This is a genomic window from Streptococcus suis (genome assembly GCF_002964575.1).
GTDB classification, from domain to species: Bacteria; Bacillota; Bacilli; order Lactobacillales; family Streptococcaceae; genus Streptococcus; species Streptococcus suis_R.
The window spans coordinates 44,871-67,888 of the sequence record NZ_POQQ01000084.1 but is presented as its reverse complement, the minus strand read 5'-3'; the positions used below and the strand labels follow the sequence as shown (position 1 = coordinate 67,888).

Annotated in this window: 23 protein-coding genes; 1 reads left to right on the top strand and 22 read right to left on the bottom strand. The window is 42.2% G+C overall.

Annotated elements, in window-relative coordinates; genetic code table 11:
- Nucleotides 1-21 precede the first annotated feature (21 nt).
- Complete coding sequence (gene pulA / locus C1E58_RS10470) at nt 22-2,073, top strand: type I pullulanase (protein ID WP_105210294.1); 2,052 nt, start codon at nt 22-24, stop codon at nt 2,071-2,073.
- A gap of 165 nt (nt 2,074-2,238) precedes the next feature.
- Here the strand turns inward: pulA and nrdI are convergent, their stop codons facing one another.
- The 22 genes from nrdI to C1E58_RS10355 all read right to left on the bottom strand — a co-directional run bounded on the left by nrdI (nt 2,239) and on the right by C1E58_RS10355 (nt 22,989).
- Complete coding sequence (gene nrdI / locus C1E58_RS10465; RefSeq protein ID WP_105114067.1) at nt 2,239-2,691, bottom strand: class Ib ribonucleoside-diphosphate reductase assembly flavoprotein NrdI; 453 nt, start codon at nt 2,689-2,691, stop codon at nt 2,239-2,241.
- Between the two features lie 2 nt (nt 2,692-2,693).
- The gene (locus C1E58_RS10460) at nt 2,694-3,632 is read right to left on the bottom strand and encodes a YitT family protein (protein WP_105210293.1); all 939 of its coding nucleotides are present in this window, start codon (nt 3,630-3,632) and stop codon (nt 2,694-2,696) included.
- Nucleotides 3,619-5,370 carry an aspartate--tRNA ligase gene (aspS, locus tag C1E58_RS10455; RefSeq protein WP_105210292.1) on the bottom strand — a complete coding sequence of 584 codons (1,752 nt, stop codon included), beginning with the start codon at nt 5,368-5,370 and terminating at the stop codon, nt 3,619-3,621. The genes C1E58_RS10460 and aspS overlap by 14 nt, the downstream gene beginning before the upstream one ends.
- 94 nt (nt 5,371-5,464) lie before the next feature.
- Complete coding sequence (locus C1E58_RS10450) at nt 5,465-5,917, bottom strand: GNAT family N-acetyltransferase (protein WP_105210291.1); 453 nt, start codon at nt 5,915-5,917, stop codon at nt 5,465-5,467.
- Between the two features lie 9 nt (nt 5,918-5,926).
- Nucleotides 5,927-6,838, bottom strand: coding sequence for an aldo/keto reductase (locus C1E58_RS10445; RefSeq protein WP_105210290.1), 912 nt, complete (start codon nt 6,836-6,838; stop codon nt 5,927-5,929).
- Nucleotides 6,839-6,904: 66 nt separating this feature from the next.
- The gene (locus C1E58_RS10440) at nt 6,905-7,591 is read right to left on the bottom strand and encodes a DUF4956 domain-containing protein (RefSeq protein WP_238142275.1); all 687 of its coding nucleotides are present in this window, start codon (nt 7,589-7,591) and stop codon (nt 6,905-6,907) included.
- Entirely contained in the window at nt 7,572-8,315 is a 744-nt protein-coding gene (locus tag C1E58_RS10435) for a polyphosphate polymerase domain-containing protein (protein WP_105114070.1), read from the bottom strand. The genes C1E58_RS10440 and C1E58_RS10435 overlap by 20 nt, the downstream gene beginning before the upstream one ends.
- A gap of 76 nt (nt 8,316-8,391) precedes the next feature.
- Nucleotides 8,392-9,189 (bottom strand): PepSY domain-containing protein, encoded by a 798-nt coding sequence (locus C1E58_RS10430; protein ID WP_161951308.1) that lies wholly within the window; start codon nt 9,187-9,189, stop codon nt 8,392-8,394.
- Nucleotides 9,190-9,465: 276 nt separating this feature from the next.
- The gene (locus C1E58_RS10425; protein WP_105114072.1) at nt 9,466-11,082 is read right to left on the bottom strand and encodes a M56 family metallopeptidase; all 1,617 of its coding nucleotides are present in this window, start codon (nt 11,080-11,082) and stop codon (nt 9,466-9,468) included.
- Nucleotides 11,083-11,102: 20 nt separating this feature from the next.
- On the bottom strand, nt 11,103-11,471 hold the full coding sequence (locus tag C1E58_RS10420) for a BlaI/MecI/CopY family transcriptional regulator (RefSeq protein WP_105114073.1): 369 nt from the start codon (nt 11,469-11,471) through the stop codon (nt 11,103-11,105).
- Nucleotides 11,472-11,603: 132 nt separating this feature from the next.
- Entirely contained in the window at nt 11,604-12,617 is a 1,014-nt protein-coding gene (locus tag C1E58_RS10415; protein WP_161951307.1) for a glycosyltransferase family 2 protein, read from the bottom strand.
- Nucleotides 12,618-12,792: 175 nt separating this feature from the next.
- The gene (locus tag C1E58_RS10410) at nt 12,793-13,263 is read right to left on the bottom strand and encodes a sigma-70 family RNA polymerase sigma factor (protein WP_105210287.1); all 471 of its coding nucleotides are present in this window, start codon (nt 13,261-13,263) and stop codon (nt 12,793-12,795) included.
- Nucleotides 13,264-13,648: 385 nt separating this feature from the next.
- On the bottom strand, nt 13,649-14,260 hold the full coding sequence (gene rpsD, locus C1E58_RS10405) for a 30S ribosomal protein S4 (protein ID WP_024407736.1): 612 nt from the start codon (nt 14,258-14,260) through the stop codon (nt 13,649-13,651).
- Between the two features lie 207 nt (nt 14,261-14,467).
- Nucleotides 14,468-15,031, bottom strand: a complete 564-nt coding sequence (locus C1E58_RS10395) for a TlpA family protein disulfide reductase (RefSeq protein WP_105210286.1) — start codon at nt 15,029-15,031, stop codon at nt 14,468-14,470.
- A gap of 18 nt (nt 15,032-15,049) precedes the next feature.
- Nucleotides 15,050-15,745, bottom strand: a complete 696-nt coding sequence (locus C1E58_RS10390; protein WP_105210285.1) for a cytochrome c biogenesis CcdA family protein — start codon at nt 15,743-15,745, stop codon at nt 15,050-15,052.
- A gap of 139 nt (nt 15,746-15,884) precedes the next feature.
- Nucleotides 15,885-16,136 carry a Veg family protein gene (locus C1E58_RS10385; RefSeq protein WP_105114079.1) on the bottom strand — a complete coding sequence of 84 codons (252 nt, stop codon included), beginning with the start codon at nt 16,134-16,136 and terminating at the stop codon, nt 15,885-15,887.
- 3 nt (nt 16,137-16,139) lie between these two features.
- Complete coding sequence (dnaB, locus tag C1E58_RS10380; RefSeq protein WP_105118840.1) at nt 16,140-17,495, bottom strand: replicative DNA helicase; 1,356 nt, start codon at nt 17,493-17,495, stop codon at nt 16,140-16,142.
- Nucleotides 17,496-17,528: 33 nt separating this feature from the next.
- Nucleotides 17,529-17,981, bottom strand: coding sequence for a 50S ribosomal protein L9 (gene rplI, locus C1E58_RS10375; protein ID WP_105125009.1), 453 nt, complete (start codon nt 17,979-17,981; stop codon nt 17,529-17,531).
- Nucleotides 17,982-17,984: 3 nt separating this feature from the next.
- Nucleotides 17,985-19,952 (bottom strand): DHH family phosphoesterase, encoded by a 1,968-nt coding sequence (locus tag C1E58_RS10370; protein ID WP_105210284.1) that lies wholly within the window; start codon nt 19,950-19,952, stop codon nt 17,985-17,987.
- A gap of 241 nt (nt 19,953-20,193) precedes the next feature.
- Nucleotides 20,194-22,110, bottom strand: a complete 1,917-nt coding sequence (gene mnmG / locus C1E58_RS10365; RefSeq protein WP_105210283.1) for a tRNA uridine-5-carboxymethylaminomethyl(34) synthesis enzyme MnmG — start codon at nt 22,108-22,110, stop codon at nt 20,194-20,196.
- Complete coding sequence (locus C1E58_RS10360; protein WP_105210282.1) at nt 22,107-22,568, bottom strand: NUDIX hydrolase; 462 nt, start codon at nt 22,566-22,568, stop codon at nt 22,107-22,109. Before C1E58_RS10360 ends, mnmG begins: the two co-directional genes overlap by 4 nt.
- Entirely contained in the window at nt 22,558-22,989 is a 432-nt protein-coding gene (locus C1E58_RS10355) for an NUDIX hydrolase (RefSeq protein ID WP_105210281.1), read from the bottom strand. The genes C1E58_RS10360 and C1E58_RS10355 overlap by 11 nt, the downstream gene beginning before the upstream one ends.
- Nucleotides 22,990-23,018: the final 29 nt, after the last annotated feature.

Sequence of the window (23,018 nt, the reverse complement as noted above, 5' to 3'; positions counted from 1 at the left end):
TAGAAAGGAGCCGTTTGGCTCATGGCATTACGACAATTTCAAGCATTTCTGGATGATGTAGCTACTATTCGCCTAGTAATGGAAAAACGATTTGATTCCGAGCATATGAGTTTCTCACTCGAATCATCCGACACTACATCTCAACTCTTTATTCATTCCTGTTTAGAGGTGGACAATCTGGTTCTCTACTATCTAACTAGCCTACACCCTCTCAGTTTGGACACGGACTATATCATTTACGACCAGGACAGAAATAAAACCGAGCTAGGCTATGGTCATATCGTCCGCTCTGCTATTTTCGAACAGAACTATACCTATGATGGAAGTGATTTGGGAGCTAGTTATAGCCCTCAGTCCACCAGCTTCAAGCTTTGGGCACCTATCTCCAAGCAAGTCTTTCTAGTCCTAGAGGGCAAGCCTCATGCAATGACTAAGGGTTCTAATGGTGTCTGGCAGGTCACAGTAGAGGGGGATTTAGACAGTCAAAGCTACCACTATCTCCACAAGGTCAATGGCGAGTGGATTGCTGTTCACGACCCGTATGCCCTTTCTTCCAAGGCTAATTCTGGCGATAGCTACGTCATCAACCCAAGTAAGCTCCACAAGGTTCGTCGTGCCAAGACTCAACGCCCTATCTCTCAGGCTATTGTCTATGAAATGAGTGTCCGTGATTTCTCCTGGCAGACAGAAGCAGGCTTCAAACACCGTAGCCAATTCCTCGGTCTAACCGAATCTCCTATCTTAGACGACATGCCACTGGGCATGGACTATATCAAAAACCTGGGTGTTACCCATATTCAACTCCTACCAGTATATGATTTTGGCAGTGTAGATGAAAACAAACCCCAAGCTGTTTACAACTGGGGTTACGATCCTATGCAGTACAATCTGCCTGAAGGATCCTTCTCCAGCCTGCCAAATGACCCCTACGCCCGCATCCTAGAACTCCAAGAGGCCATTCAAGCCTATCACGATGCAGATATTTCGGTCAATATGGATGTTGTTTACAACCATGTGTATCACGCTGAAAAATACGCATTCGAACTCATCGTACCTGGTTATTTCTACCGTTACAACGAGCATGGTATGCGTACGGATGGAACCTTCTGTGGCAACGATGTCGCCAGCGAACGCAGCATGGTCCGCAACTACATCAAGCAGTCCCTTCGTCAATGGCTAGAAATCTATGGTTTTGATGGATTCCGTTTTGACTTAATGGGTATCTTGGATAGCGAAACTATCAATCAAATCCAAGCAGAATTGGCTGCCATCCACCCAAATGTCTATCTCTATGGCGAAGGCTGGAAGATGGCAACTGGTTTAGAATATGAAAGACTAGCCCACCAATACAACGCAGACCAACTCCCTGAAGTGAGCTTCTTCAACGATGACTACCGTGATACCTTCAAAAAACTCTTACTCAACCCACATCGTTTGGTTGACAAGCAACTACACGAAAAAGTGCAGCATCTTTTGACAGGTAGCCGCTATAGCCACTTCATTAAACCGCAGCAGTCACTCAACTATATCGAGTGCCATGATAATGCGACAGCCTTTGATTACTTCCATATTGAAAATCCAAGCTGGACACCGCAACAACAAAAGCGTGCTGCAAGTTTTGGACTACAGTTGATCCTTATTTCTCAAGGTATGGCCTTTATTCATAGTGGACAAGAATTCTTCCGTACCAAAGATGAGATTGACAATAGCTACAATATTCCCGACCGAATCAATCGTCTGGATTGGACACGAGCTGTACACTATAAAGAACATATCGAATTTATCCAAGAATTGATTGCCTTCCGTAAAGACAATCCAATTCTCAGCCAAGATAGCTATGAAACCATTCAAGAAACCTGTGATTTCTACTGGTTGACCGAATATGTTCTCCGCTATCAAGTCACAAATGGCGAGAAAACCATCCACTTCATTATCAACTTTGCGGACAGCGATTTTGTTTTTGAAAATGAGGATGAACAAACCATTCGTTTCAGCTTCCCGCCTGTCGACGATAAAAAAGCCCAGCACATCACACTGGCTGGACAAAGCATTTGCATTTTGGAAGATAAATAGGACCTAAGACGGATGTAGGAAATCAGAATCTAGGATATACTATAATCACTCCTAAATATTTTTCATAAATCTCCTTAGAACTCATCAGCCCTTGCTGGTGAGTTTTTTGTGTCACAAAGAAAACCCAAAAGAAAACAACCCAGCACTTGACTGGGTTGACAGATGTTACATCAATTCAATGATTTTCCGACCAATGCGCTCAATATCATTCTGCATTCCTCTGAGCTCAAAGGTATCAATAACTGGAAAACCAAATCGTTCAGAATACTGCTTGGCAGTCAAACAATATTGGTTGTTGAAATTGCGATTGCCTGAGCCGACAACACCTAGACAGAGCTCTGCATTAGTCCCCAAAGCGATAAAATCTCCGAGAGGATTGGTCAGAATTTCCACATCTCCATTGTCCACTCCATTTCCACCTTCTAAGTAGGTTGGTAAAAAGGCGACAAAGGGGGCATCTAGCTGGTAGAAGGGCATATCCTGCTTAACCAACTCTTTGACATGGACCAGTTCAATCTCCCAGTCAGTTTGAAATTGGAAAAAAGACTTTAGGCGTTTCACAAAACTCTCTGTATTGCCACTCAAACTGATATAAACCAGATACAATTTTTTATTCATTCCTACTCACTTTCCACAAAATGCCCGATAATATTGACATTATCAGCAACAGATACAAAAGCTAACGGATCCGCTTTTTTCATAATTTGTTTGAACTCGCTAAACTCTGCACGAGTAATGATCGTAATCAGAACTGTTTTTTGCTCATGGTTATAGGCACCCTCTGCGCCATTGATAATGGTCACACCGCGATTAAGCTTCTTATGGATCTTTTTGATAACTCGCTCTGGTTGATTAGTAATAATCATGGCCTGCATCCGCTTTTGTTTAACATAAATGGCATCCATCATCCTACTAGAGATAAAAAGGGCTACCATAGAATACAAGGCATACTTCCAGCCAAATGTCATTCCCGCTATCAGCATAATCATGATATTGACAATCAAGGAAATGGATCCGACTTGTCGTCCCGTCTTCTGGCGAATAATAATGGAAACAATATCTGTACCACCACTGGATACATTATTCCTAAGAGCAAATCCAATCCCAGTTCCCAACACCAGACCACCGAAAATAGCATTGACCAGAGGATCCGTTGTCAGGGTAACTGGCGGCATAAACTGAATAAACAAGGAACTGAGAGATACGGTGATAAAAGTAAAGATGGTAAATTTGTAGCCAATTTTATACCAAGCTATGATGAGCAGAGGAATATTGAGGGCATAATAGACCGCAGCGATAGGTAAGGTCCAACCAAGATAAGTCCCAGCGAGAGCTGACAATATCTGAGCTAGACCAGTAACTCCAGACGAATAGACATTCCCTGGTCGAAAGAAAAAATTCACCGCAATACTAGATAGGAGCCCATAAATAATGGACCCCGATATCCGTTCTGCATATTTTTCTCGAGAAATTCCCGAAATGATTGACCAAAATTTATTCTTCTTAGCCAAACGTAGAAAGCGTACACGCTGTTTTCTGAAAAATTTATTCATTTTCAAGTGTAATGTCTAAAGCCAATTCCTCTAATTGAGCTGATGCAACCGTACTTGGTGCCTGGGTCATTGGATCAGATGCCTTGTTATTCTTCGGAAAGGCGATAACTTCACGAATGTTATCCTCACCAGCCAATAACATGACAAAGCGGTCTAAACCAATAGCCAATCCACCGTGTGGTGGGAAGCCGTAGTCCATAGCTTCCAGCAGGAAACCAAACTGTTCATGGGCATCCTCAGCTGAGAAACCAAGAGCCTTGAACATCCGTTCTTGCATGTCTTTTTGGTTGATACGAAGGCTACCGCCACCCAATTCATAACCATTCAAAACAATATCGTAGGCAACTGCACGTACCTGTGCCAAATCACCATCCAAATGATGAGCTGTTTCTTCCGTCGGCAAAGTGAATGGGTGGTGGGCACTCATGTAGCGACCTTCTTCTTCAGACCACTCAAACATCGGCCAGTCCACAATCCAAAGGAAGTTAAACTTGCTTTCGTCAATCAAACCTTGCTCTTTTGCCAAGCGGTTACGCAAAGCTCCCAGGGTATTATTGGCTACTTCCAATTCATCCGCCACAAAGAGGACCAGGTCCTTATCTTCAAGTTGTAAACTTGCTGTCAACTTATCTGTAATACCTGTCAAGAACTTAGCAACTGGACCCGCTAATTCTCCCTTGTCAACCTTGACCCAAGCAAGTCCCTTGGCACCAAATTGTTTGGCGTACTCTGTTAGTTTATCAATGTCTTTACGAGAGTAGCTATCCGCCGCTGCTTTGACAACAATCGCTTTGACAACTGGTGCTTCTGAGAAGACCTTAAAGTCAACTTCCTTGACAAGTTCTGTCAAGTCTTGTAAAAGCATTTCAAAACGAGTATCTGGCTTATCTGAACCGTAGAAGTTCATAGCATGATCATAGGCCATACGAGGGAATGGCAAGGTCAACTCAATCCCTTTGGTATCTTTCAAGACCTTAGCAATCAATCCTTCTACGATGTCTTGGATTTCAACTTCATTCAAGAATGAGGTTTCCAAGTCCACCTGTGTAAACTCAGGTTGACGGTCTCCACGCAAGTCTTCATCACGGAAACACTTAACGATTTGGTAGTAACGGTCAAAGCCAGCATTCATCAAAAGCTGCTTAGTAATCTGTGGACTTTGTGGCAATGCGTAGAAATGGCCTTTAGATACACGAGATGGTACCAAGTAATCACGCGCACCCTCTGGCGTTGACTTGGTCAACATTGGCGTTTCCACATCAATAAATTCCAAGTCATCCAAGTAGTTGCGAATACTGTGGGTTACCGCTGCACGCAATTTGAAGTTGTTAAGCATTTCTGGACGACGAAGATCCAAGTAACGGTAACGAAGACGGGTATCATCGCTGGCTTCGATGCCATCCCTGATTTCAAACGGTGTCGTCTTAGCAGTATTGAGCACTGTCAAGCTTGTTACTTGCAATTCAACAGCTCCTGTTGGGATGTTGTCGTTGGCTTGTTCACGCTCCACAACCGTTCCCGTTACTTCGATAACAAACTCACTGCGGAGGCTTTCAGCAGTTGCCATAACATCACTGGCTACCACCTCTGGATTGATGACCAACTGCATAATGCCTTCACGGTCACGCAAGTCGATGAAAATCAAGCCACCCAAGTCACGACGGCGACCAACCCAACCTTTCAAAGTAATTTCCTGTCCGACGTGCTCCTTACGAACACGTCCAGCGTACATAGAACGTTTCATTTTCTTCCTCTTTTACTGATTTTATACCTATTCATTCTACCATAAAATAGCGGATTTTTGGGGGAATTTGCCAAGAAAAATCGAAAAACCAGCCTTAGTTGACTGGTTTACTGTACAACATATCTAGATGCGGAATATTATCCTCCAAATAGACTTCAGAAACTGGCTCAAAACCTAACGAACTATAGAACTTTTCTAAATGGGCTTGGGCACCAATTTTAATCTGACTTTCTTTCCATTCGTTTGTAATAAAGTGAATTGCCTGCTCCATCATTGGGCGACCTAAGCCTTTGCCACGATGACTTGGCTTGATAACTACACGGCCGATGGAAACTTCGTCATAACTTAGACCAGCTGGCAATATTCTCAAGTAAGCTACTAACTCCCCATTATCCGTTCCTAAGAGATGAAGACAGTTTGGATCCTTTCCATCAACTTCAGGATAGGGACAGGCCTGTTCAACGACAAAGACATCCGTCCTCAGTGTCAAGATAGTGTAAAGTTCCTGTAAACTTAATTGGTCAAATGCTTTCATCTCCCACTGCATAAACACCTCCTAAGGCAAGATATTACCTGCGCTTCTGTAAATCTCGTACCATTCTGGTCTAGTCAAGCTAATCTGACTAGCTTGTGCAATCTTGGTCAAACATTCTGGGTTCATTGAGCCCACAATGGTTTGAATCTTAGCTGGATGTCTCAAAATCCAAGCTACGACAATAGTTTCATGTGAAACATGGTAGCGCTCTGCTATTTCCCCAATCGTTTGATTTAAATCAGCATAGTCTGGATGGTTGGCAAAAATACCTTGTTGCAAATCAATCAAGAAAGGTGACCAGGCTTGGATAGTGATTTTTTTAAGCTGGCAATAATCAATCAGCCCTCCGTCCCGCATGGTCGCAGCATCATCTTTCATATTGACATGGAGTCCAGCATCAATCAATGGCGTGTGGGCAGGCGACAGCTGGAGCTGGTTGACTGCTAGGGGCTGGTCCAGATAGGACTGGAGCAATTCCATTTGGTAGATATTCTGGTTGCTGACGCCGAAATGATGAACCTTACCCGCTTGCTTCAAGAGATAAAAGGCTTCTGCCACCTCCTCTGCTTCCATCAGAGCATCTGGTCTATGCAAGGCAAGAACATCCAAATAATCTGTATCCAAGCGCTTCAAAATCCCATCTACAGACTCCAAGATATAGTCCTTTGAAAAATCAAAATAGCCCTTACGAATGCCACATTTGGACTGGAGAATCATGTCCTCACGCTTGAAGCCTGCCAACTTGGCGCCCTGAGCAAAGCGAATTTCTGACTCACCACCACCATAAATATCTGCATGGTCGAAAAAGGTAATTCCCTGTCCAACAACTGTATCTAACACTTTGGCTGTTTCCTGCTCTATCAGACTAGCCATTCGCATACAGCCTAGACCAATTCGCGATACTTCCAGACCTGTTTGTCCTAATATTTGCATATACTTGCCTCCTCTTCTGACTTCATTATATACGAAAAAAGAGATTGTTGCCAATCTCTCACCCTCTTATAAAGTTTTCTTCTTTTGTGCCAACTTGCTGATGCTAATTTCAATAGAATCATTGATACTGAGCAAGGTGTCAATCACCTGCTTGTCGGACAAATTCGCATCCAAATCAACATTGTAGACTAATTCCAGGCTATTGCTTTTTTTAATATTCTTAATGCTGACCAATTCTACATACTTACATGCATTGATAAAAGTAGCTTCAAATAGCAGTTCATAATCCAACTCCCTTGGCACGCGAATGGTGATATTCCGTCTGGTTTGACTAACTGCCGCAAAGGAAGAATTCTCCAAGAATAGCAAGACTAGGCAAACAAAGAGCGTAAAAATCGTTGCTAGGATGATAAATCCCATACCGCAGGCCAGGCCAATACCTGTTGCAATAAAGACCATCAAGAGTTCCTTAGCTCCACCTGCTGCCGAACGAAAACGAATCATCCCAAAGGTCCCTGCAATCGCCACACTGGTTCCCAAGTTTCCATTGACCATAAAAATAATCATGGTCATGAGAACTGGGAGAACCGTCAAGGTAATCACAAATTCCTTAGAATAAAGGGTCTTGTATTTATAAACTACGGCAATAATCAGACCTAGAACCAAGCTAACCACTAAACTGGTTGCCAGCATAGAGGGCTCTGCAGGTCCTGTATTGCTTTCAAAGATACTTTTAAACAATTGCTCTTTCAAAGATAATGTCCTCTTCTTGACTTTCTACTAACTTACGGTGGGCTGTCCCATATTTAGAAAATGACACGCGCTCCAGACCATACTGATCAATAATGGCTTGAAGCCATTCTGGGTAGGTTTCAGGCACCTTGATTTCCATAATAACTTGATCATCCTCTAGCAAAGGATAACCATACTTTCCTGCAAATAAATCCACATCGTAATGACGGTAAAGAATATTTTGGTCAATGGTAATACGAACCTTTTTATCCTCAATCCCCTTCATTGAAAAACGATCATAGTAAATATACATCATCGGCTCAATCTTGCCATAACGCTCGCGTAGCTCTGCCATGGTTTCCAAAAGCACAGGATTGCTGATGGTTTCGTCTACTAGGTTGTGGCTCATAAATTTCAATACAGAGGCTGGTTTTGATGTCAAGCGATCCTTCAAACCAACACCATTTTCCTTTTTCTTGATTTCCAAAAAGACTTGACTATCTGCGTGTGGCTGGGCATCGTAGGTCCGCATACGGATCTTCTCACGCTTCCACAAGCGCTCCGCTGAATCTTGAATCATTCGATACTCATTGGTATCAAAGTAAATGTTGGTAATGGTTGAGGTTGGATAATCGTCCTTCACAACATGGGCCTGTAGCTCTGCCATAACGGCTGCTAGTTGGTGGCGGTCAAGGATATATTTTGTTTCGATACGTTTAAATTTGGTTTGTACTGTTTCTTTCATCTTTTTCTCTATTCTACATTTGTCGTTTTAAGCGGTTAAGAGAAGAGCGGTTCCCCACTCTTGTAACTCTTATCTATTACCAGCCTTTTTTTGCCTCTACTTTTTTCTTCACAATTTGACCAGTTGTTCCATTAATCTTATAGTCAAATTCAGAGTTGTTGGCGATAGCTTCAACTTCATAGATACCTTTTTCAAGGTCAACTTCTTTGAAGCGAACTTTATTGGCTGCCAAACCTAAATCTTTCAAAACAATTGTTTTCACTTGTTCTACTGAAAGTGTTGGCACTACTGAAACTTTCTTAGGCTGTGTTACCACTACCGGATTTTTCTTTGGAGCTGCTGGTTTAACGGCTACTGATTTTGTCTTTTTCTTGATAATTTTTCCTGTCAAACCATTGATATCATAATCATACTCAAGATTGTTCGCAACAAAATCAACTTCGTAAACACCCTTTTCTAAGTCAACTTCTTTGAAGCGAACCTTATTGGCTGCCAAACCTGCATCTTTCAAGGCAATATTTTTTGCCTGTTCCATTGAAATCGTTACGGAAACTGTTGTTTTCTTTGGTTGAGTAGGTTGAGCTGTAGTCTTTTTAGGGGCTAAAGTCTTAGACTTTTTCTTAAGAATCTTGCCTGTGCTAGCTTGGATATCGTAATCGTATTCAACATTATTAGCAACGACATCAATCTCATAAATGCCTTTTTCAAAGTCAACTTCCTTGAAGCGAACTTGATTCGCTTTTAAACCCAAATCTTTTAGAACGATTGTTTTGGCAGAGTCGATGGTTTTAATTTGAGCAGCTGATGCTGTTTGTTGCAAGCCAAGAGTTGCTGCTACTAGTGCTGTAAATGCTAAAGTTCTCAAGTGTTTCATAATAAACTCCATTTTTTTTGTTTTTTCTACATTTGTCGTTTTTTGAATTTTAGAATAGAGTGGTCACCCACTCATTTTCTACAACTGTAGTATAAATATATTCTACACTTGTCGTTTTAAAAAGTCAAGCCTAAAAACTCAAAAAAGTAAAAATTTTTTAAAGATTGTCTTCTAAGAGTAAAAAAAATACCGTGGTAGCTCACCTATTCTCATATTACACAATGATTATGCTATGCAAGTATATCAAAAAACACCTCTAATCAGAGGTGCTTGGGGTTAGTCATCAGAATCATCTGTATCATCACTGGTATCTACATCATCTGTATCATCGCTGACATCTACATCGTCACTGGTGTCTACAGGCGGTGTGTAGGTAGCCGGAGGAGTATAGGTTGTCGCCGGAGGGGTGTAAGTCGTGGTTGGAGTAGATGTTGTAGCCGGAGGGGTATAGGTTGTGGTTGGAGTTTCAGTAACTACAGGCGTTTCCACTACACTTGAGGCTGGAGCTTGAGAATTAGTAGTTGCAGAACCATTTGAAGTCACTCCAGCATTACCAGCATTTGTTGTGGTTGTTGTAGTCGCTATCGTGGAGCTTGCTGTGCTGGTTGCAGTTGAAGATGCCTTTGTAGTCGTTGTGGTTGTTGATGAAGATTTTGTCGTTGAAGATGATGATGACACAAGTTTCAAGGTTTCTTTTTCCACTTTCCTTACCTGTTTGGTCAATTTATCAACTTGGATATGGTAACGCGTTTCCCCCTTAGAAAATTCAACCAAACAGTAATCCGCTCCCTCTGTCACCTTAACATCTTTAACATCTGTTTGCTTGAAGTTCTGGTCTTTTAGTGCCGCCTCTAAGGCTTGCTTATCGGTCAAACCTTCCTCTTGAATAACCTGATTAACTTGATCTTCTGTCATTGCCACCACAAAAATGGAACCTGAAAAGACCAGGGCAAGAGTCATAAAAGTTGTCACCAACAAGCCAAGTGAACGCATGGGAATACGGTTATCCATGATCGCAATAATACGACGCTTGAGGTTAAACTTGTTTGAATAGAAGCAACTAGAAAGCAGAACAGGCTGTTGGCTCTTGTGAATCATGGTGATAATGGTTTCACCATAGAAAGAACGGTAGGATTGATCGCGTTGGTTGAGAACGCTATGATCACAGTAACTTTCTGCAGCTTCCTGTACTTCCTTGCAGGCAAAGGCCACAATGGGATTAAACCAGTGCGCAGCCTTTACAAGCAAGACCAAGAGATTGACATAAATATCCCTATGCTTGTAGTGGGTCAACTCATGTTCAAAGATTAGATCCAGCTCTTCATCCGTATAGTCCGTCGCTGGCAACAAGACAATCGGATGACGCAGACCAAAAATCATAGGACTGGAAACCTGTGGATAGTGGAACAGACGAATATCCTTTTTAATACCAAACTCTTCTTTGATGATATAAAAAGTTTCTAAAATTCTCAAATCAGAAATAGGCGTCCCCCATCTCTTCAAAAGATTACTGAATTTTACATAGGCAAAGATCGAACGTCCAATCACCACCACAAAACCTAGGAACCAGACAAACAAGAAAATCTGCAACCAAGGCAAACCGAGAAAGAGATCCAACAAACTTGGTTGACTAGCGGTTACTGAACTAGCTACGGTACCTGTCATTTCAACAGCAGTCGATACTGCCTTTGGACTGTGTTCAATGGTTACCAAGCCCGAACCAAAGCGAGGTCTGAAAGGAAAAATCAGACTGGCTAACAAGACCAACCAGGTCAAGTACCGAACCCTAGCTGAAACCCTGTTTTTTAATAAGATAAACAGGCCGCTAACCACTAAAATCAGGGCCGATTTGTAGAGGCTCATTAAGAAAAAGCGTAAGATGAGTGATGACATTTCAAATCTCCAACTATATATTATTTATTTAACAAGCTCCTTAACTCATCCAGTTCATCGGCTGACAAAGCATTGGAGGAGAAGAGGGTTTTGACCAAACCACCAAGTGAATTCCCCTGGTAACGGTCTAAAAAATTTGATGTTTCAACCGCCATATATTCTTCTTCAGACACAATGGCCGTATAATGACGTTCCCGACCATTTCGCTCACTCTTCAAAAAACCTTTTTCCGTCAAGCGCGCAAGAATAGTCAATAAGGTTTGGGGTTTCCAATGATTCTCCTCACCCAAATTGCTAATGATTTGAGCAGAAGTTACTGGATTTGGCAGGTGCCAAATGGTTCTTAGTACAGAAAATTCTGTATCTGGTAGACGTTTTAATTCATTCATACTCGAATTCCTCTCTTCTTTCTCTAATATTCTACACTTGTCGTTTATAAATGTCAACCATCCTACTTTTATTTTTTAAGCAGCTACTACTAACTAGAAGACCGATAAGAAAAACTCAGCCGAAACTGAGTTTTAGTTAAAACCATAAATTCTTTTCGCGATTTTATAGACTGCATTGGAAATTTTTCGACCTGGGTAACCGTATAAGTTAGTTAATTGTCCGAGTAACCCTTTTCGAACGATTTTAAAGAGAGCTGGATTGTTATCTCGAATATAGTGCCATAATTCCTGTTTTTTCATCATGTGTTCAGCTGTTCCAGCACGATTGAGAAGAGCACAGGAGATGATGGTGGTAATTTCCACATGATTGAGCAAATAACTTCGTAAATCAGGATTATCAATCGCCTCCAAGTCTAAATCATCCACTAAAATCCGATTGACTTTTAACTGCTGGTCAATGCGCTTAATCATGACAGATTCATTGACAGACTGGTCATTTCGACCAATAAAGTACCGATAAAAATCTACTGGCAGATAGAACATGGTTTTCACAGCCTGCAAAGGAGTAAATACGAAAATATTATCCACATAGAAGGTATGCTCTGGTAGAACGAGACCAACCTCACGCAATAAATCTGTCCTGTAAATCAGGGAATGCATCATCATGTACTGACCCTTAGAAAAGGCACCTACATCTTCCCAACCGAAAATCCGATTTTCTGGCAAGACATCCTGATAGGACATGGATTTCTTCCGAGACTGCCCTTCTTTTTCGTAAACAAAGTTGGAAATGAAGGCATCAACAGGTGTGTTTTCATCTTCCAAGGCCTGTAAACTTTCCAAAATCTTCAAATAGGCCCTGGTATCGACCCAGTCATCTGAATCTACAACTTTAAAGTACTTCCCCTTAGCCTCACGTATCCCTGTATTAACAGCTCCGCCATGGCCCTTATTGTCCTGATAGATGGCACGTACGTTTGAAAATTGATTCTCTAGTCCCTCAGCGATTTCCTGAGTCCGATCGGTCGACCCGTCGTTAATAATCAGAATTTCAACCTTGTCACCTCCCATTACAAGGGAATGAACACAGTAATGAAGGTAGGCCTCCGAATTATAGCTCGGAATGGCAATACTCAGTAAGGTCATCTTTCTCTCCATTTGACACAATTTGTTACTATTTTATCATATTTTCAAGAAAGTTGCTGGGCATTTTTGTTTTAAAGACCAAACCTAACCAACTTATCAACAAGTTGTGGATAAGTTGTGGAATTCTTTATTTTCCTGTGGATAACCTTTATAAAATCATGGTCCTGGTGCTTCCTCATCGAAAATCCTTTAAATGTATTTGCAGATCCCGAAGCATATTCCTACGACCATTGAAGCATTGTCCACTTATCAATTTTTCATAATTTTCCAGTTGGTCCATGGATAGATTTTTCCGATAGTCTCTCAAGGCACCTCTCAACATCAACAATTCATCATTAACCAAACCAGGTGATTGGATCATATGCGATAGGTCGTGGATGTCCTCATGAGGCATACGGTCAAACTTGCGCTTTTGACTTTCCTGTTTGCGAACACGGTCCTTTATCCGATTTCGGAATTTGACCTTGAAGTAACAATATAGTTGAGCCTGCTCACCGAGCAACCACGGCTGGTCTTCCAATAATTCAAACAATGTCATCATGCCTTCCTGTTCCCAATCATCTCTGTCCCACAGCTTGATATAAAACTCTTTTCGAGCCTTGTTAACAATTCCTTTTACACTATCATAGACCTTTTCAAATTCCATCTTATAATCTCCTTTGGTTGATGGTTTAAGTTTATCGAAAAGGATTATTTTTCTACAGGACATTTTTGTCTAACTAGCTTTATTAAGGTATTCTATAATATAATCAAATGAAGAGCATTCAGACAAGGAACCGAGGTGCAGGTTGCTAGAATAGTCTAAAGCCTGTTCTAGGTTGGAAATAAGACATTCGAAGCAAATCACTTTCGTAGAAGTAGGGCAAACCGTAAGTGACGATGTATCAAAGTTCATTAAAATGACTATAGGACTTGGATGCTTCCACTATCTCCATATAGGAAGCAAAAAGGGGAGCAAACCCAGAAATCAACATTTTAAGACAAAGCAAAAAGCCCACTGTTGTAGGCTTTCTGTAAGATATTTCTTAAAATTAAAGCATTTTGTTGTAGAATTCTACGACAAGAGCTTCGTTGATTTCTGGGTTGATTTCGTCGCGTTCTGGCAAGCGAGTCAATGAACCTTCAAGCTTTTCAGCATCGAATGATACGAAAGCTGGACGGCCAAGAGTTGCTTCAACAGCTTCAAGGATAGCTGGAACTTTGATTGACTTCTCACGAACTGAGATAACTTGACCAACTTCAACGCGGAATGATGGGATATCAACGCGTTTGCCGTCAACAAGGATGTGACCGTGGTTTACGAATTGACGTGCTTGACGACGAGTAGTTGCCAAACCAAGACGGTAAACGACGTTATCCAAACGACGCTCCAAAAGAAGCATGAAGTTGAAACCAAGAGTACCTTGTTTGATTTTAGTAGCTTGTACGAACAAGTTACGGAATTGTTTTTCACCCAAACCGTAAGAGAAACGCAATTTTTGTTTCTCAGCCAATTGCAAACCGTATTCTGACAATTTAGAACGGTTGTTTGGTCCGTGTTGACCTGGTACGTAGTTACGACGTGCCAATTCTTTACCTGTACCTGTCAATGACAAGCCAAGACGACGAGCTTGTTTCCAAGATGGTCCTGTATAACGTGACATAGTTATGTCCTCCTAAAATAAAAAATATTATTGTAGGAAATAACGTTTTAAGCAAACCTGATTCGTGCAGGAGGCCTTCATCGAAACAGCAACGATTACTCTTCTTGCTGACCTTCTGTTGACGAGCTTCATTTTGCTCTGCTGTTATTTCGCACAAAGGTTAGTATAGCACAAAAAAAAGGCTCTGTAAAGCCTTTTTCATCCTTCTTATTGCATTTCTTCCAATAGTTGGACCAATTTATCCTTTTGAACCTGTCCTGCAAAGGAAACCTTGAGGGTTCCATCACTATTTATGAGGATATGAGTCGGAAAAGCAGCAATGCCAAACTGTGTCATCGCCTGATCTTTTGTATCAAACAAGACAGGATAAGTCGCCCCTAGCTCACTAGCCTTCTCTAAAATCTCAGCCTTGCTCACATCCGCAGGATTGGTATTCTCAAACTCAGCATCCTCAGGTGACGTAATCGACAAAAAGACAAAATCTTCCTTATCCTTATACTCTTGATAGACCTCCTCCAATTCTGGGATTTCTCTCTGACAAGGACCACACCAGGTCGCCCAAACATTGATATAAATCTTCTTCCCCTTGTAATCTGCCAGATTGACATCATTTCCATCCTTATCCTTTAGGGAAAAATCTAGCGTGACAGGTTGATTAGCCTGTAAAGTTGACTCCGTAGAAGACGGACTTACCAATGGTAACAAAGAACAAGCCGTCAACACAAAACAGGAAGCAAGTAAGCAAGCGATAATAGATAGCAACTTTTTCATAAACAAATCCTTTCTATCCTACTGGAAAAAACGAACAAGATGCTGGAAGAAACCTGTTAAAATACTCAAGCCAATCAAGAGCAATAGATAACCTGAAATACGCTTGGTCCAAGCCAAATAGTGCCGATTATTCTTGAAGAAAGCCAACATTTTCTGAGAAAAAAAGGCAACCAAAATAAAGGGAAGAATAAAACCAAGACAATAAACCAACAGCAAGATACCACTCAACCAGCCCTCCTGACTGCTAGCATAGATAAATACAGAAGCCAGAATCGGACCGATACATGGTGTCCAAGAAAAACTAAAGGTAAAGCCCATCAAAAAAGCTAAAAAAGGAGTGACCTGTTTCCCTGCCTGATAGACCTTGTTTCTCGCAGAAAATTCACGCTCCAACATGGGAATATTGAACCAGCCCAACTGCAAAATCCCCATGAGAATAATCAGCAGACCACTGATGATTTGCAAGACTTGAGCATTGGCTTGTAAGACCCTGCTCAGTAAACTAGAGGCAAAGCCTAATAAGAAGAAGGTCACAGCAATCCCAACCACAAAACTCAGCGTATTAACCAGGACATTTCTCTCCCCCTCTTTCCCTTCAGCTCCACCTGCCAACAAACTAATATAGATAGGGAGAATTGGCAGAACACAGGGAGAAAGAAAAGACAAAAGCCCCTCAGCAAACAGAGCCAAAAATGTAAACCATTGCAAGTCCATACAAACTCCTTTCTATCTCGCACACAAATGTTATTGAAAACGTTTTTATGTACTAATATTGTAACACACTGCTTTATCTTAGTCAATATATAGTTTGGTTAAAGCATACAAAAAAGCCTGCAAACACAGGCTCCCATTCCTAATCCAAGTAATGAATTAAGATTTTCTCCGTCAATACATCCGAGTAGGTATAAGATTCTACAAAAGTATTGTTTGGATCTTCAAATTCAACGATAAACAAAGACTGATAAACTTCTGTAATCCGACCTTGCTTATTTTTCTCACGCTTCCGACCATTTTCAAGGGTCAACTCGACAATTTGTCCCTCGTGGTCTTTAATATCTTGTTTGATTTGCTTCATCTTAGCAACATCTGTAAATGCATCACTCATTCTCTATCCATCCTCTCTCTTGGAAATACTTGCAAATTTATTGTATTCTTTTTGGAACATCAATTCCACGGTACCACGCGCACCGGAACGGTTTTTCTCGATGATGACTTCAACCGTATTGTTAGGAATAGCACCCTCTTCCTGCTCACCACGCTCATAGTAATCATCACGATATAAGAAGGCAACGATATCCGCATCCTGCTCGATAGACCCAGATTCACGAATATCGGACAAGACGGGACGCTTGTCCTGACGTTGCTCCACACCACGCGACAACTGACTAAGGGCGATAACTGGAACTTTCAATTCCTTAGCCAAAATCTTCAACTGACGGGAAATCTCCGAAACCTCTTGTTGCCGGTTTTCACGACCAGTTCCAGTAATCAACTGGAGATAGTCAATCAAGATCAAGCCCAGATTTCCAGTTTCCTGAGCCAACTTTCGTGACCGCGAACGGATTTCTGTAATCTTGATACCAGGTGTATCATCAATGTAGATGCTTGCCCGAGCCAAATTGGCCTGAGCCACCATATACTTGTTCCACTCTTCCTGCGTCAAATGACCCGTACGAATGGAACGCGAATTGATAACTCCCTCAGAAGCCAACATACGGTCCACCAAGCTCTCCGCACCCATCTCCAAAGAAAAGATGGCGACGGTCAAACCTAATTTTGTACCAATATTCTGAGCAATATTGAGAGCAAAGGCCGTCTTACCAACCGCAGGACGAGCCGCAAGAATAATCAGCTCTTCCTCATGCAGACCCGTTGTCATAGCATCGAGGGCAGGATAGCCAGTCGCAATACCTGTAATGTCCGATGTCTGCTTGGCACGGGTTTCAAGATTGTCAAAGTTGATATTCAAAACATCATCAATCCGCTTGAAACCACTTCGACTAGCACCTTCGCTTACATCAATTAGGGCTTTTTCAGCATTGGCGATAATGTCATCTGAACCATCCGCACCCTCATAAGCCTGATTAACTGCATCCGTCAAACGAGCAATCAACTTACGGAGATTTGATTTTTCAGCAACAATCTTGGCATAGAATTCCGCATTGGCCGCCGTCGGTACGGAACTGATAATTTCAGCCAAGTATGCCAAACCACCGATATTTTCCAAATCACCATGGTTGACCAAATAGTTCCGCATGGTGGTCGCATCAATGGCTTCATTCTTATCAGAAAGGGCAATCATGGCTTTGAAAATCAGCTTATGGGCATGCTTGAAAAAATCCTCTGCCTCGATATATTCACGAACAAAGACCAACTTGCCTTCATCCAGGAAAATAGCTCCCAAGACCGACTGTTCAGCCAAAATATCCTGCGGTTGCACCCGCAATTCATCTAAGTCTGCCAAGATTTCACCTCCTCACTGATGCTGTTAATTCTTCTAAGCTTCCTTAATGCTCAAATTGATGACACCTGTCACATCTTGATAAATTTTGACTGGTACATCAATCAAACCAAGGGCACGAATTGGGTGGTCCAATTGGATATGACGTTTGTCAATCTTAATACCAAATTGTTTTTCCAACTCTTCAGCAATCTTCTTGCTAGTAATCGAACCAAATGTACGACCATCTGGACCAACTTTTTCGACAAATTTCACTAACGTAGCTTCTTCTGCCAACTTAGCCTTGATAGCCTCTGCTTCAGCAATCATTTCTGCATGTGCCTTAGCTTTAGACTTTTCTTGACCACGTAGGGCGCTGATTGCTTGGGTTGTAGCTTCTTTAGCCAAATTTTTCTTAATCAAGAAGTTTTGGGCATAACCTGTTGGAACTTCCTTGATTTCACCTTTTTTCCCCTGACCTTTTACATCTGCTAAAAAGATAACTTTCATTTACTACACCTTACTTTCTTTAATTTCCTCATAAATTTTACTGATGAGGTTTTCCTTAACTTGTTCAAGGGTTTGGTCATAGACCTGAGCTGCAGCCAAATTAAAGTGACCACCGCCCCCCATTTCTTCCATAATCCGCTGAACATTGACCTTGCTGTGACTTCTAGCGGAAATGGCTATGTAACCTTTGGTATTTTTGGTAACAACAAAGACTGCCTCAATGCCAGCCATATCCAATATGGTATTAGCTGCCTTACTAGGAATGATTGTGTCATACTCTAACTCCTCATCACCGCAGGCAATCACGATGTGGGGCTCCAGCTTCTCACCACGCAAAATCAACTCATTGATTTGACGATAGGCATCAAAATCTGTCGCTGAAATCTGCTGAATTTCAAGACTATCACTACCACGTGTACGCAAATAGCTAGCCACATCAAAGGTCCGACTGGTTACCCGAGAAGTGAAATTCTTGGTATCCAGCATAATCCCAGCCATCAACAAACTGGATTGCAAACGATTGAGCTTATGCCGTTTATCGTTTTGGAATTGCACCAACTCCGTCACCAATTCACTGGCTGAACTCGCGCCACTTTCAATATAAGTCAATACAGCATTGCTTGGAAAATCCGTATCCCTACGATGATGATCCACAATCACAACCTGACTGAATTGCTCATAGAGTTCCTTGTCCAAGGTCAAACCAATCTTAGAATGGTCAACCATGATTAACAAGGATTGGAAGGTAACCATTTTCTTGGCTTCCTCAACAGTAATCAGATTCGAACAATTTTCATCACTCAACTTTTTAATGGCCCGTGCAATATCTGGTGCCATCTCATCAGGATTATAAACCGTATAGGCATTGTTCATGATATTTTGAGCAAAATATTGCATCCCGACTGCTGAACCTAAAGCATCCATATCCAAATTACGGTGGCCAACAACAAAGACTGTATCCACCGATTTTAGCTTATCAGAGACAGCTGTCATCATAGCACGCGTTCGAGTACGAGTACGTTTTACTGACGAAGCTGAGCCACCTCCAAAGAAAAGCGGTTGCTTGCTCTCATCATTTTCCTTGACAACCACCTGATCTCCGCCACGAACCTCGGCCATGTTGAGATTTTGAAGGGCCACCTGACCAATCTGATAATGGTTGCCATCACCGTAGGCCAGACCCATACTAAGCGTTAAGCCTAACTCCAATTTTTTGGCTTCTTCACGGAATTTATCAATAACAGAGAACTTATTTTCAATTAACATTTCTAAAACAGAGTAATCCGTAAAGAAGTAAAAACGATCCATGGTTCCACGACGGTAATAAATACCGTAATCGTGGCAGAAATCAGAAACAAACTGAGCCAAAAATGAATTGACCTGACTAATCTGCGAATCCGTCACTGTATCTTCTAGCTCATCGTAGTTGTCAACGGAAATAATCCCGATAACTGGACGACTGCCAATCAAACTATTGGTTGCTGAATACTCTGATGAAGCGTCAAAGAAATAAAACAACCCATGATCAAAATCAACGTTTACAAGATAGCGTTTTCCAGAAAAATTAGCATAAACACGGTCTTCATCCAAACCCACATCAATAATTTCACGCAGTTTTTTCTGATCAAATTCCCCGTTTTCCTGGGCAAAAATCAGTTCTGCAAAGGGATTGAACCACTCCACTTGATTACTATCTGGACGAACCTTAATTACTCCGACTGGCATCTTATCCAAAAGCATCATCAAGCCAGAATTAGCCTGATTATTGAGATATTCAATTTGTTCTAGTTCACTAAACTCATAAGATTGTTTCTGATAGATAAATAAGGCAACCAGTACAACCAAGCACACTAGCAAGGCAAAAATTGTAAAGGCACTTGTTGGAGAAAATTGATGAACCAAAGCCACCAAGCCAAACAAGATAACGCCAATCATGACAAAATGAATTGTCGAAAATCGAAATTTTTTCATCATTAACCTCTGCCTGCCATTGTACCACAAATAGCCAGAAATTGCTAGTTTTCGCTAGTATAGTCGAATGAAGAGCTTTCAGACAAGGAACTGAGACGTAGGTTGCTAGAACAGCCCAGAGGCTGATCTAGGTTGGAAATGGGACTTGCGAAGCAAGTCACTTTCGTAGGGTACTGCCAGCCGAAAGTGACGATGTATCAAAGCTAATTCAAATGACTTTAAATATAGTAAAAGAACAGCCTTAGTGACTGTCCTTTGATTTGTTTTTAGAAATGGAACGACTGCGTCCTTCCAAGTAGACCATGAGAATGGAGATGTCCGCTGGATTGACACCGGAAATCCGACTAGCCTGGCCAATGGTTTCTGGTGAAATCAGCTTGAATTTCTGTCGAGCCTCAGTCGCAATGGAATCAATGTCATCCCAGTCGATGTCGGCTGGAATACGCTTTTCTTCCATACGTTTCATCTTCTCCACCTGATCCAAGGCCTTGGCAATATAGCCCTCGTACTTGACCTCTGTTTCAATCAATTCAATGGTCTTAGCATCCAAATCCTCTGCCGCGGGACCGATAAAGGCTACCGCATCTGCATAAGTCACATCTGGACGGCGCATGAATTCCTTGGCAGTCAAAGCGTCTGTCAAGGGCTTGAAGCCCATGGCAACAACTTTTTCGTTGGTTTCCTTGATTGGCTTGAGTTTGATAGACTCCAAGCGTTTCATTTCATTGTCAAATTGATTTTTGTGAATCTGGAAAACCTGCCAGCGTTCATCATCCACCAAGCCTACCTGACGACCGATCTCCGTCAGACGCATATCAGCATTGTCATGACGCAGAATCAGGCGGTATTCTGCCCGACTGGTCAAGAGGCGGTAAGGCTCCACCGTTCCCTTAGTCACTAGGTCATCAATCATGACACCGATATAGCCGTCGCTTCGTTTCAAAATCAGCTCAGGCTTGCCCTGCACCTTGAGGGCAGCATTGATACCAGCGACAATTCCCTGACCTGCCGCTTCTTCATAACCTGATGTTCCGTTGGTCTGACCTGCTGTGAAAAGCCCAGAAATCTTCTTGGTTTCCAGCGTTGCCCGCAACTGATGAGGCATAACCATATCGTACTCAATGGCATAGCCAGTCCGCATCATCTGGGCATTTTCCAAACCTTTAATGGAGTGGATCAGGTCCTGCTGCACGTCTTCTGGCAGGCTGGTTGACAGCCCTTGGACATAGATTTCATCGGTATTGCGACCTTCTGGCTCTAAGAAAAGCTGGTGGCGTTCCTTGTCGGCAAAACGAACAATCTTGTCCTCGATAGATGGACAATAACGGGGACCAATCCCTTTGACAATGCCTGAGAACATAGGTGCCCGATGAAGATTGCTGTTGATAATCTCATGGCTGGTCGCATTGGTATAGGTCAACCAGCAAGGAATTTGGTCCTGCAAATAGTCCTCATCCTTGGACAAGAATGAAAAGTGGTTTGGTTTTTCATCGCCTGGCTGAATCTCAGTTTCTTCGTAGTTAATAGTGCGAGCATTGACACGCGGTGGCGTTCCTGTCTTGAAACGACCGATTTCAAGACCCAATTCTTTTAGATTATCCGCCAGCGTGATAGAAGCTAGGCTATTATTAGGTCCTGATGAATACTTTAGGTCACCGATGATAATCTCACCACGCAAGGCTGTACCCGTCGTCACCACAACTGCCTTGGCAGAAAATTTCTGGTTGGTAGCCGTGCGGACACCGATAACCTTGCCGTCTTCCACCAAAATCTCATCTATCATGGTTTGACGCAGGGTCAAATTTTCCTGACGCTCCACCGTCCGCTTCATCTCCGCTGCATATTCTGCCTTGTCCGCCTGAGCCCGCAAGGCACGTACAGCTGGCCCCTTGCCCATATTGAGCATCTTCATCTGGATATAGGTCTTGTCAATGTTGCGGCCCATTTCACCACCTAGGGCATCGATTTCTCGTACCACAATCCCCTTGGCAGAGCCACCAATAGAGGGATTACAGGGCATAAAGGCCACCATATCCAAGTTTATCGTCGCAAGCAGGGTCTTACAGCCCATTCGACTGGCAGCCAAGCCTGATTCTACACCCGCATGCCCCGCACCGATCACGATGACATCGTAGTTTTCTGCAAATGTGTGTGTCATATTGTTTTCTCCTTCATATTCATGATGTGTTTGACTTGCCCATTCCAGTTTGGCAATTCTTTAGCCAGAAAGGCTGGTACGATATCTAGGTTGACAAGATTGTCAAGTTCAATCCATTCACAAGCTTGTTTCAAGTTATCTTCAATCATCTCTTTAGGCATTTCTCCAGTAGGCTCAACGATAAAATGAAACTCGATGTTGTGAAAATCTATTCCTTCATATGTAAACTGATTTTCAACGACAAAGGCTAGTTGGTTGACACGGCTGTCAACCCCTAATTCTTCTCTGATTTCTCGAACAACCGCATCTTGTGCCGTTTCCTTGACTGTGACTGCACCGCCAATGGTATAATAACGCCCCTTAGCGTCCTTGGTGAAAAATATTTTCCCGTCTTTTATAATCAATGCCGTCGCCCGAACACCGAAGATCTGATTGTCAATTCTAGTCCTAAAATCCATTCTTCCTTCTCTTTTCTAAAATTTCTTCGAGATATGGAACTAAATTTTTCTTGTTTTCATCGCGACTAGTAAACCATAGAAAATCAGTATGCTCTTCTGGATCAAGAAGAATTGTTTTGGGCTGTTCAGGAAGTGTTACTTCATAGACCAGCCTCGTAAACACCGTCTGTTTCTCTTTATCAAACTGACTATCTTCATGGATAATGGTCAAATTTTCCTTGACTATCGAAATGCCTGTTTCTTCATAGCATTCTCGAACAGCAGCATCACGAGGGAATTCATTCTCCTCGACACGACCACCCGGAATATCCCAATACTGAGGAAAAACGTTGGGTTTGCCACGCTTAATCTGAGAACGCTGAATTATCAAGTGGCTGTCTGCAACAGTCAGTAAAACATGGGCAATCAGCTTAACAGGCATGGTTCCTCCTAATTTCACAAAAATAGCCA

Coding starts and splice junctions, on each gene's coding strand:
- rplI (WP_105125009.1), bottom strand. CDS start 17,981: ATGAAAGTTATCTTTTTAGCAGATGTAAAAGGTCAGGGGAAAAAAGGT.
- C1E58_RS10415 (WP_161951307.1), bottom strand. CDS start 12,617: ATGACCTTACTGAGTATTGCCATTCCGAGCTATAATTCGGAGGCCTAC.
- C1E58_RS10450 (WP_105210291.1), bottom strand. CDS start 5,917: ATGCAGTGGGAGATGAAAGCATTTGACCAATTAAGTTTACAGGAACTT.
- C1E58_RS10430 (WP_161951308.1), bottom strand. CDS start 9,189: ATGAAACACTTGAGAACTTTAGCATTTACAGCACTAGTAGCAGCAACT.
- rpsD (WP_024407736.1), bottom strand. CDS start 14,260: ATGTCACGTTATACAGGACCATCTTGGAAACAAGCTCGTCGTCTTGGC.
- C1E58_RS10410 (WP_105210287.1), bottom strand. CDS start 13,263: ATGGAATTTGAAAAGGTCTATGATAGTGTAAAAGGAATTGTTAACAAG.
- C1E58_RS10370 (WP_105210284.1), bottom strand. CDS start 19,952: ATGAAAAAATTTCGATTTTCGACAATTCATTTTGTCATGATTGGCGTT.
- aspS (WP_105210292.1), bottom strand. CDS start 5,370: ATGAAACGTTCTATGTACGCTGGACGTGTTCGTAAGGAGCACGTCGGA.
- C1E58_RS10360 (WP_105210282.1), bottom strand. CDS start 22,568: ATGGATTTTAGGACTAGAATTGACAATCAGATCTTCGGTGTTCGGGCG.
- C1E58_RS10425 (WP_105114072.1), bottom strand. CDS start 11,082: ATGTCATCACTCATCTTACGCTTTTTCTTAATGAGCCTCTACAAATCG.
- nrdI (WP_105114067.1), bottom strand. CDS start 2,691: ATGAATAAAAAATTGTATCTGGTTTATATCAGTTTGAGTGGCAATACA.
- mnmG (WP_105210283.1), bottom strand. CDS start 22,110: ATGACACACACATTTGCAGAAAACTACGATGTCATCGTGATCGGTGCG.
- pulA (WP_105210294.1), top strand. CDS start 22: ATGGCATTACGACAATTTCAAGCATTTCTGGATGATGTAGCTACTATT.
- C1E58_RS10435 (WP_105114070.1), bottom strand. CDS start 8,315: ATGAAAGAAACAGTACAAACCAAATTTAAACGTATCGAAACAAAATAT.
- C1E58_RS10445 (WP_105210290.1), bottom strand. CDS start 6,838: ATGCAAATATTAGGACAAACAGGTCTGGAAGTATCGCGAATTGGTCTA.
- C1E58_RS10390 (WP_105210285.1), bottom strand. CDS start 15,745: ATGGACTTGCAATGGTTTACATTTTTGGCTCTGTTTGCTGAGGGGCTT.
- C1E58_RS10385 (WP_105114079.1), bottom strand. CDS start 16,136: ATGAGTGATGCATTTACAGATGTTGCTAAGATGAAGCAAATCAAACAA.
- C1E58_RS10395 (WP_105210286.1), bottom strand. CDS start 15,031: ATGAAAAAGTTGCTATCTATTATCGCTTGCTTACTTGCTTCCTGTTTT.
- C1E58_RS10420 (WP_105114073.1), bottom strand. CDS start 11,471: ATGAATGAATTAAAACGTCTACCAGATACAGAATTTTCTGTACTAAGA.
- C1E58_RS10355 (WP_105210281.1), bottom strand. CDS start 22,989: ATGCCTGTTAAGCTGATTGCCCATGTTTTACTGACTGTTGCAGACAGC.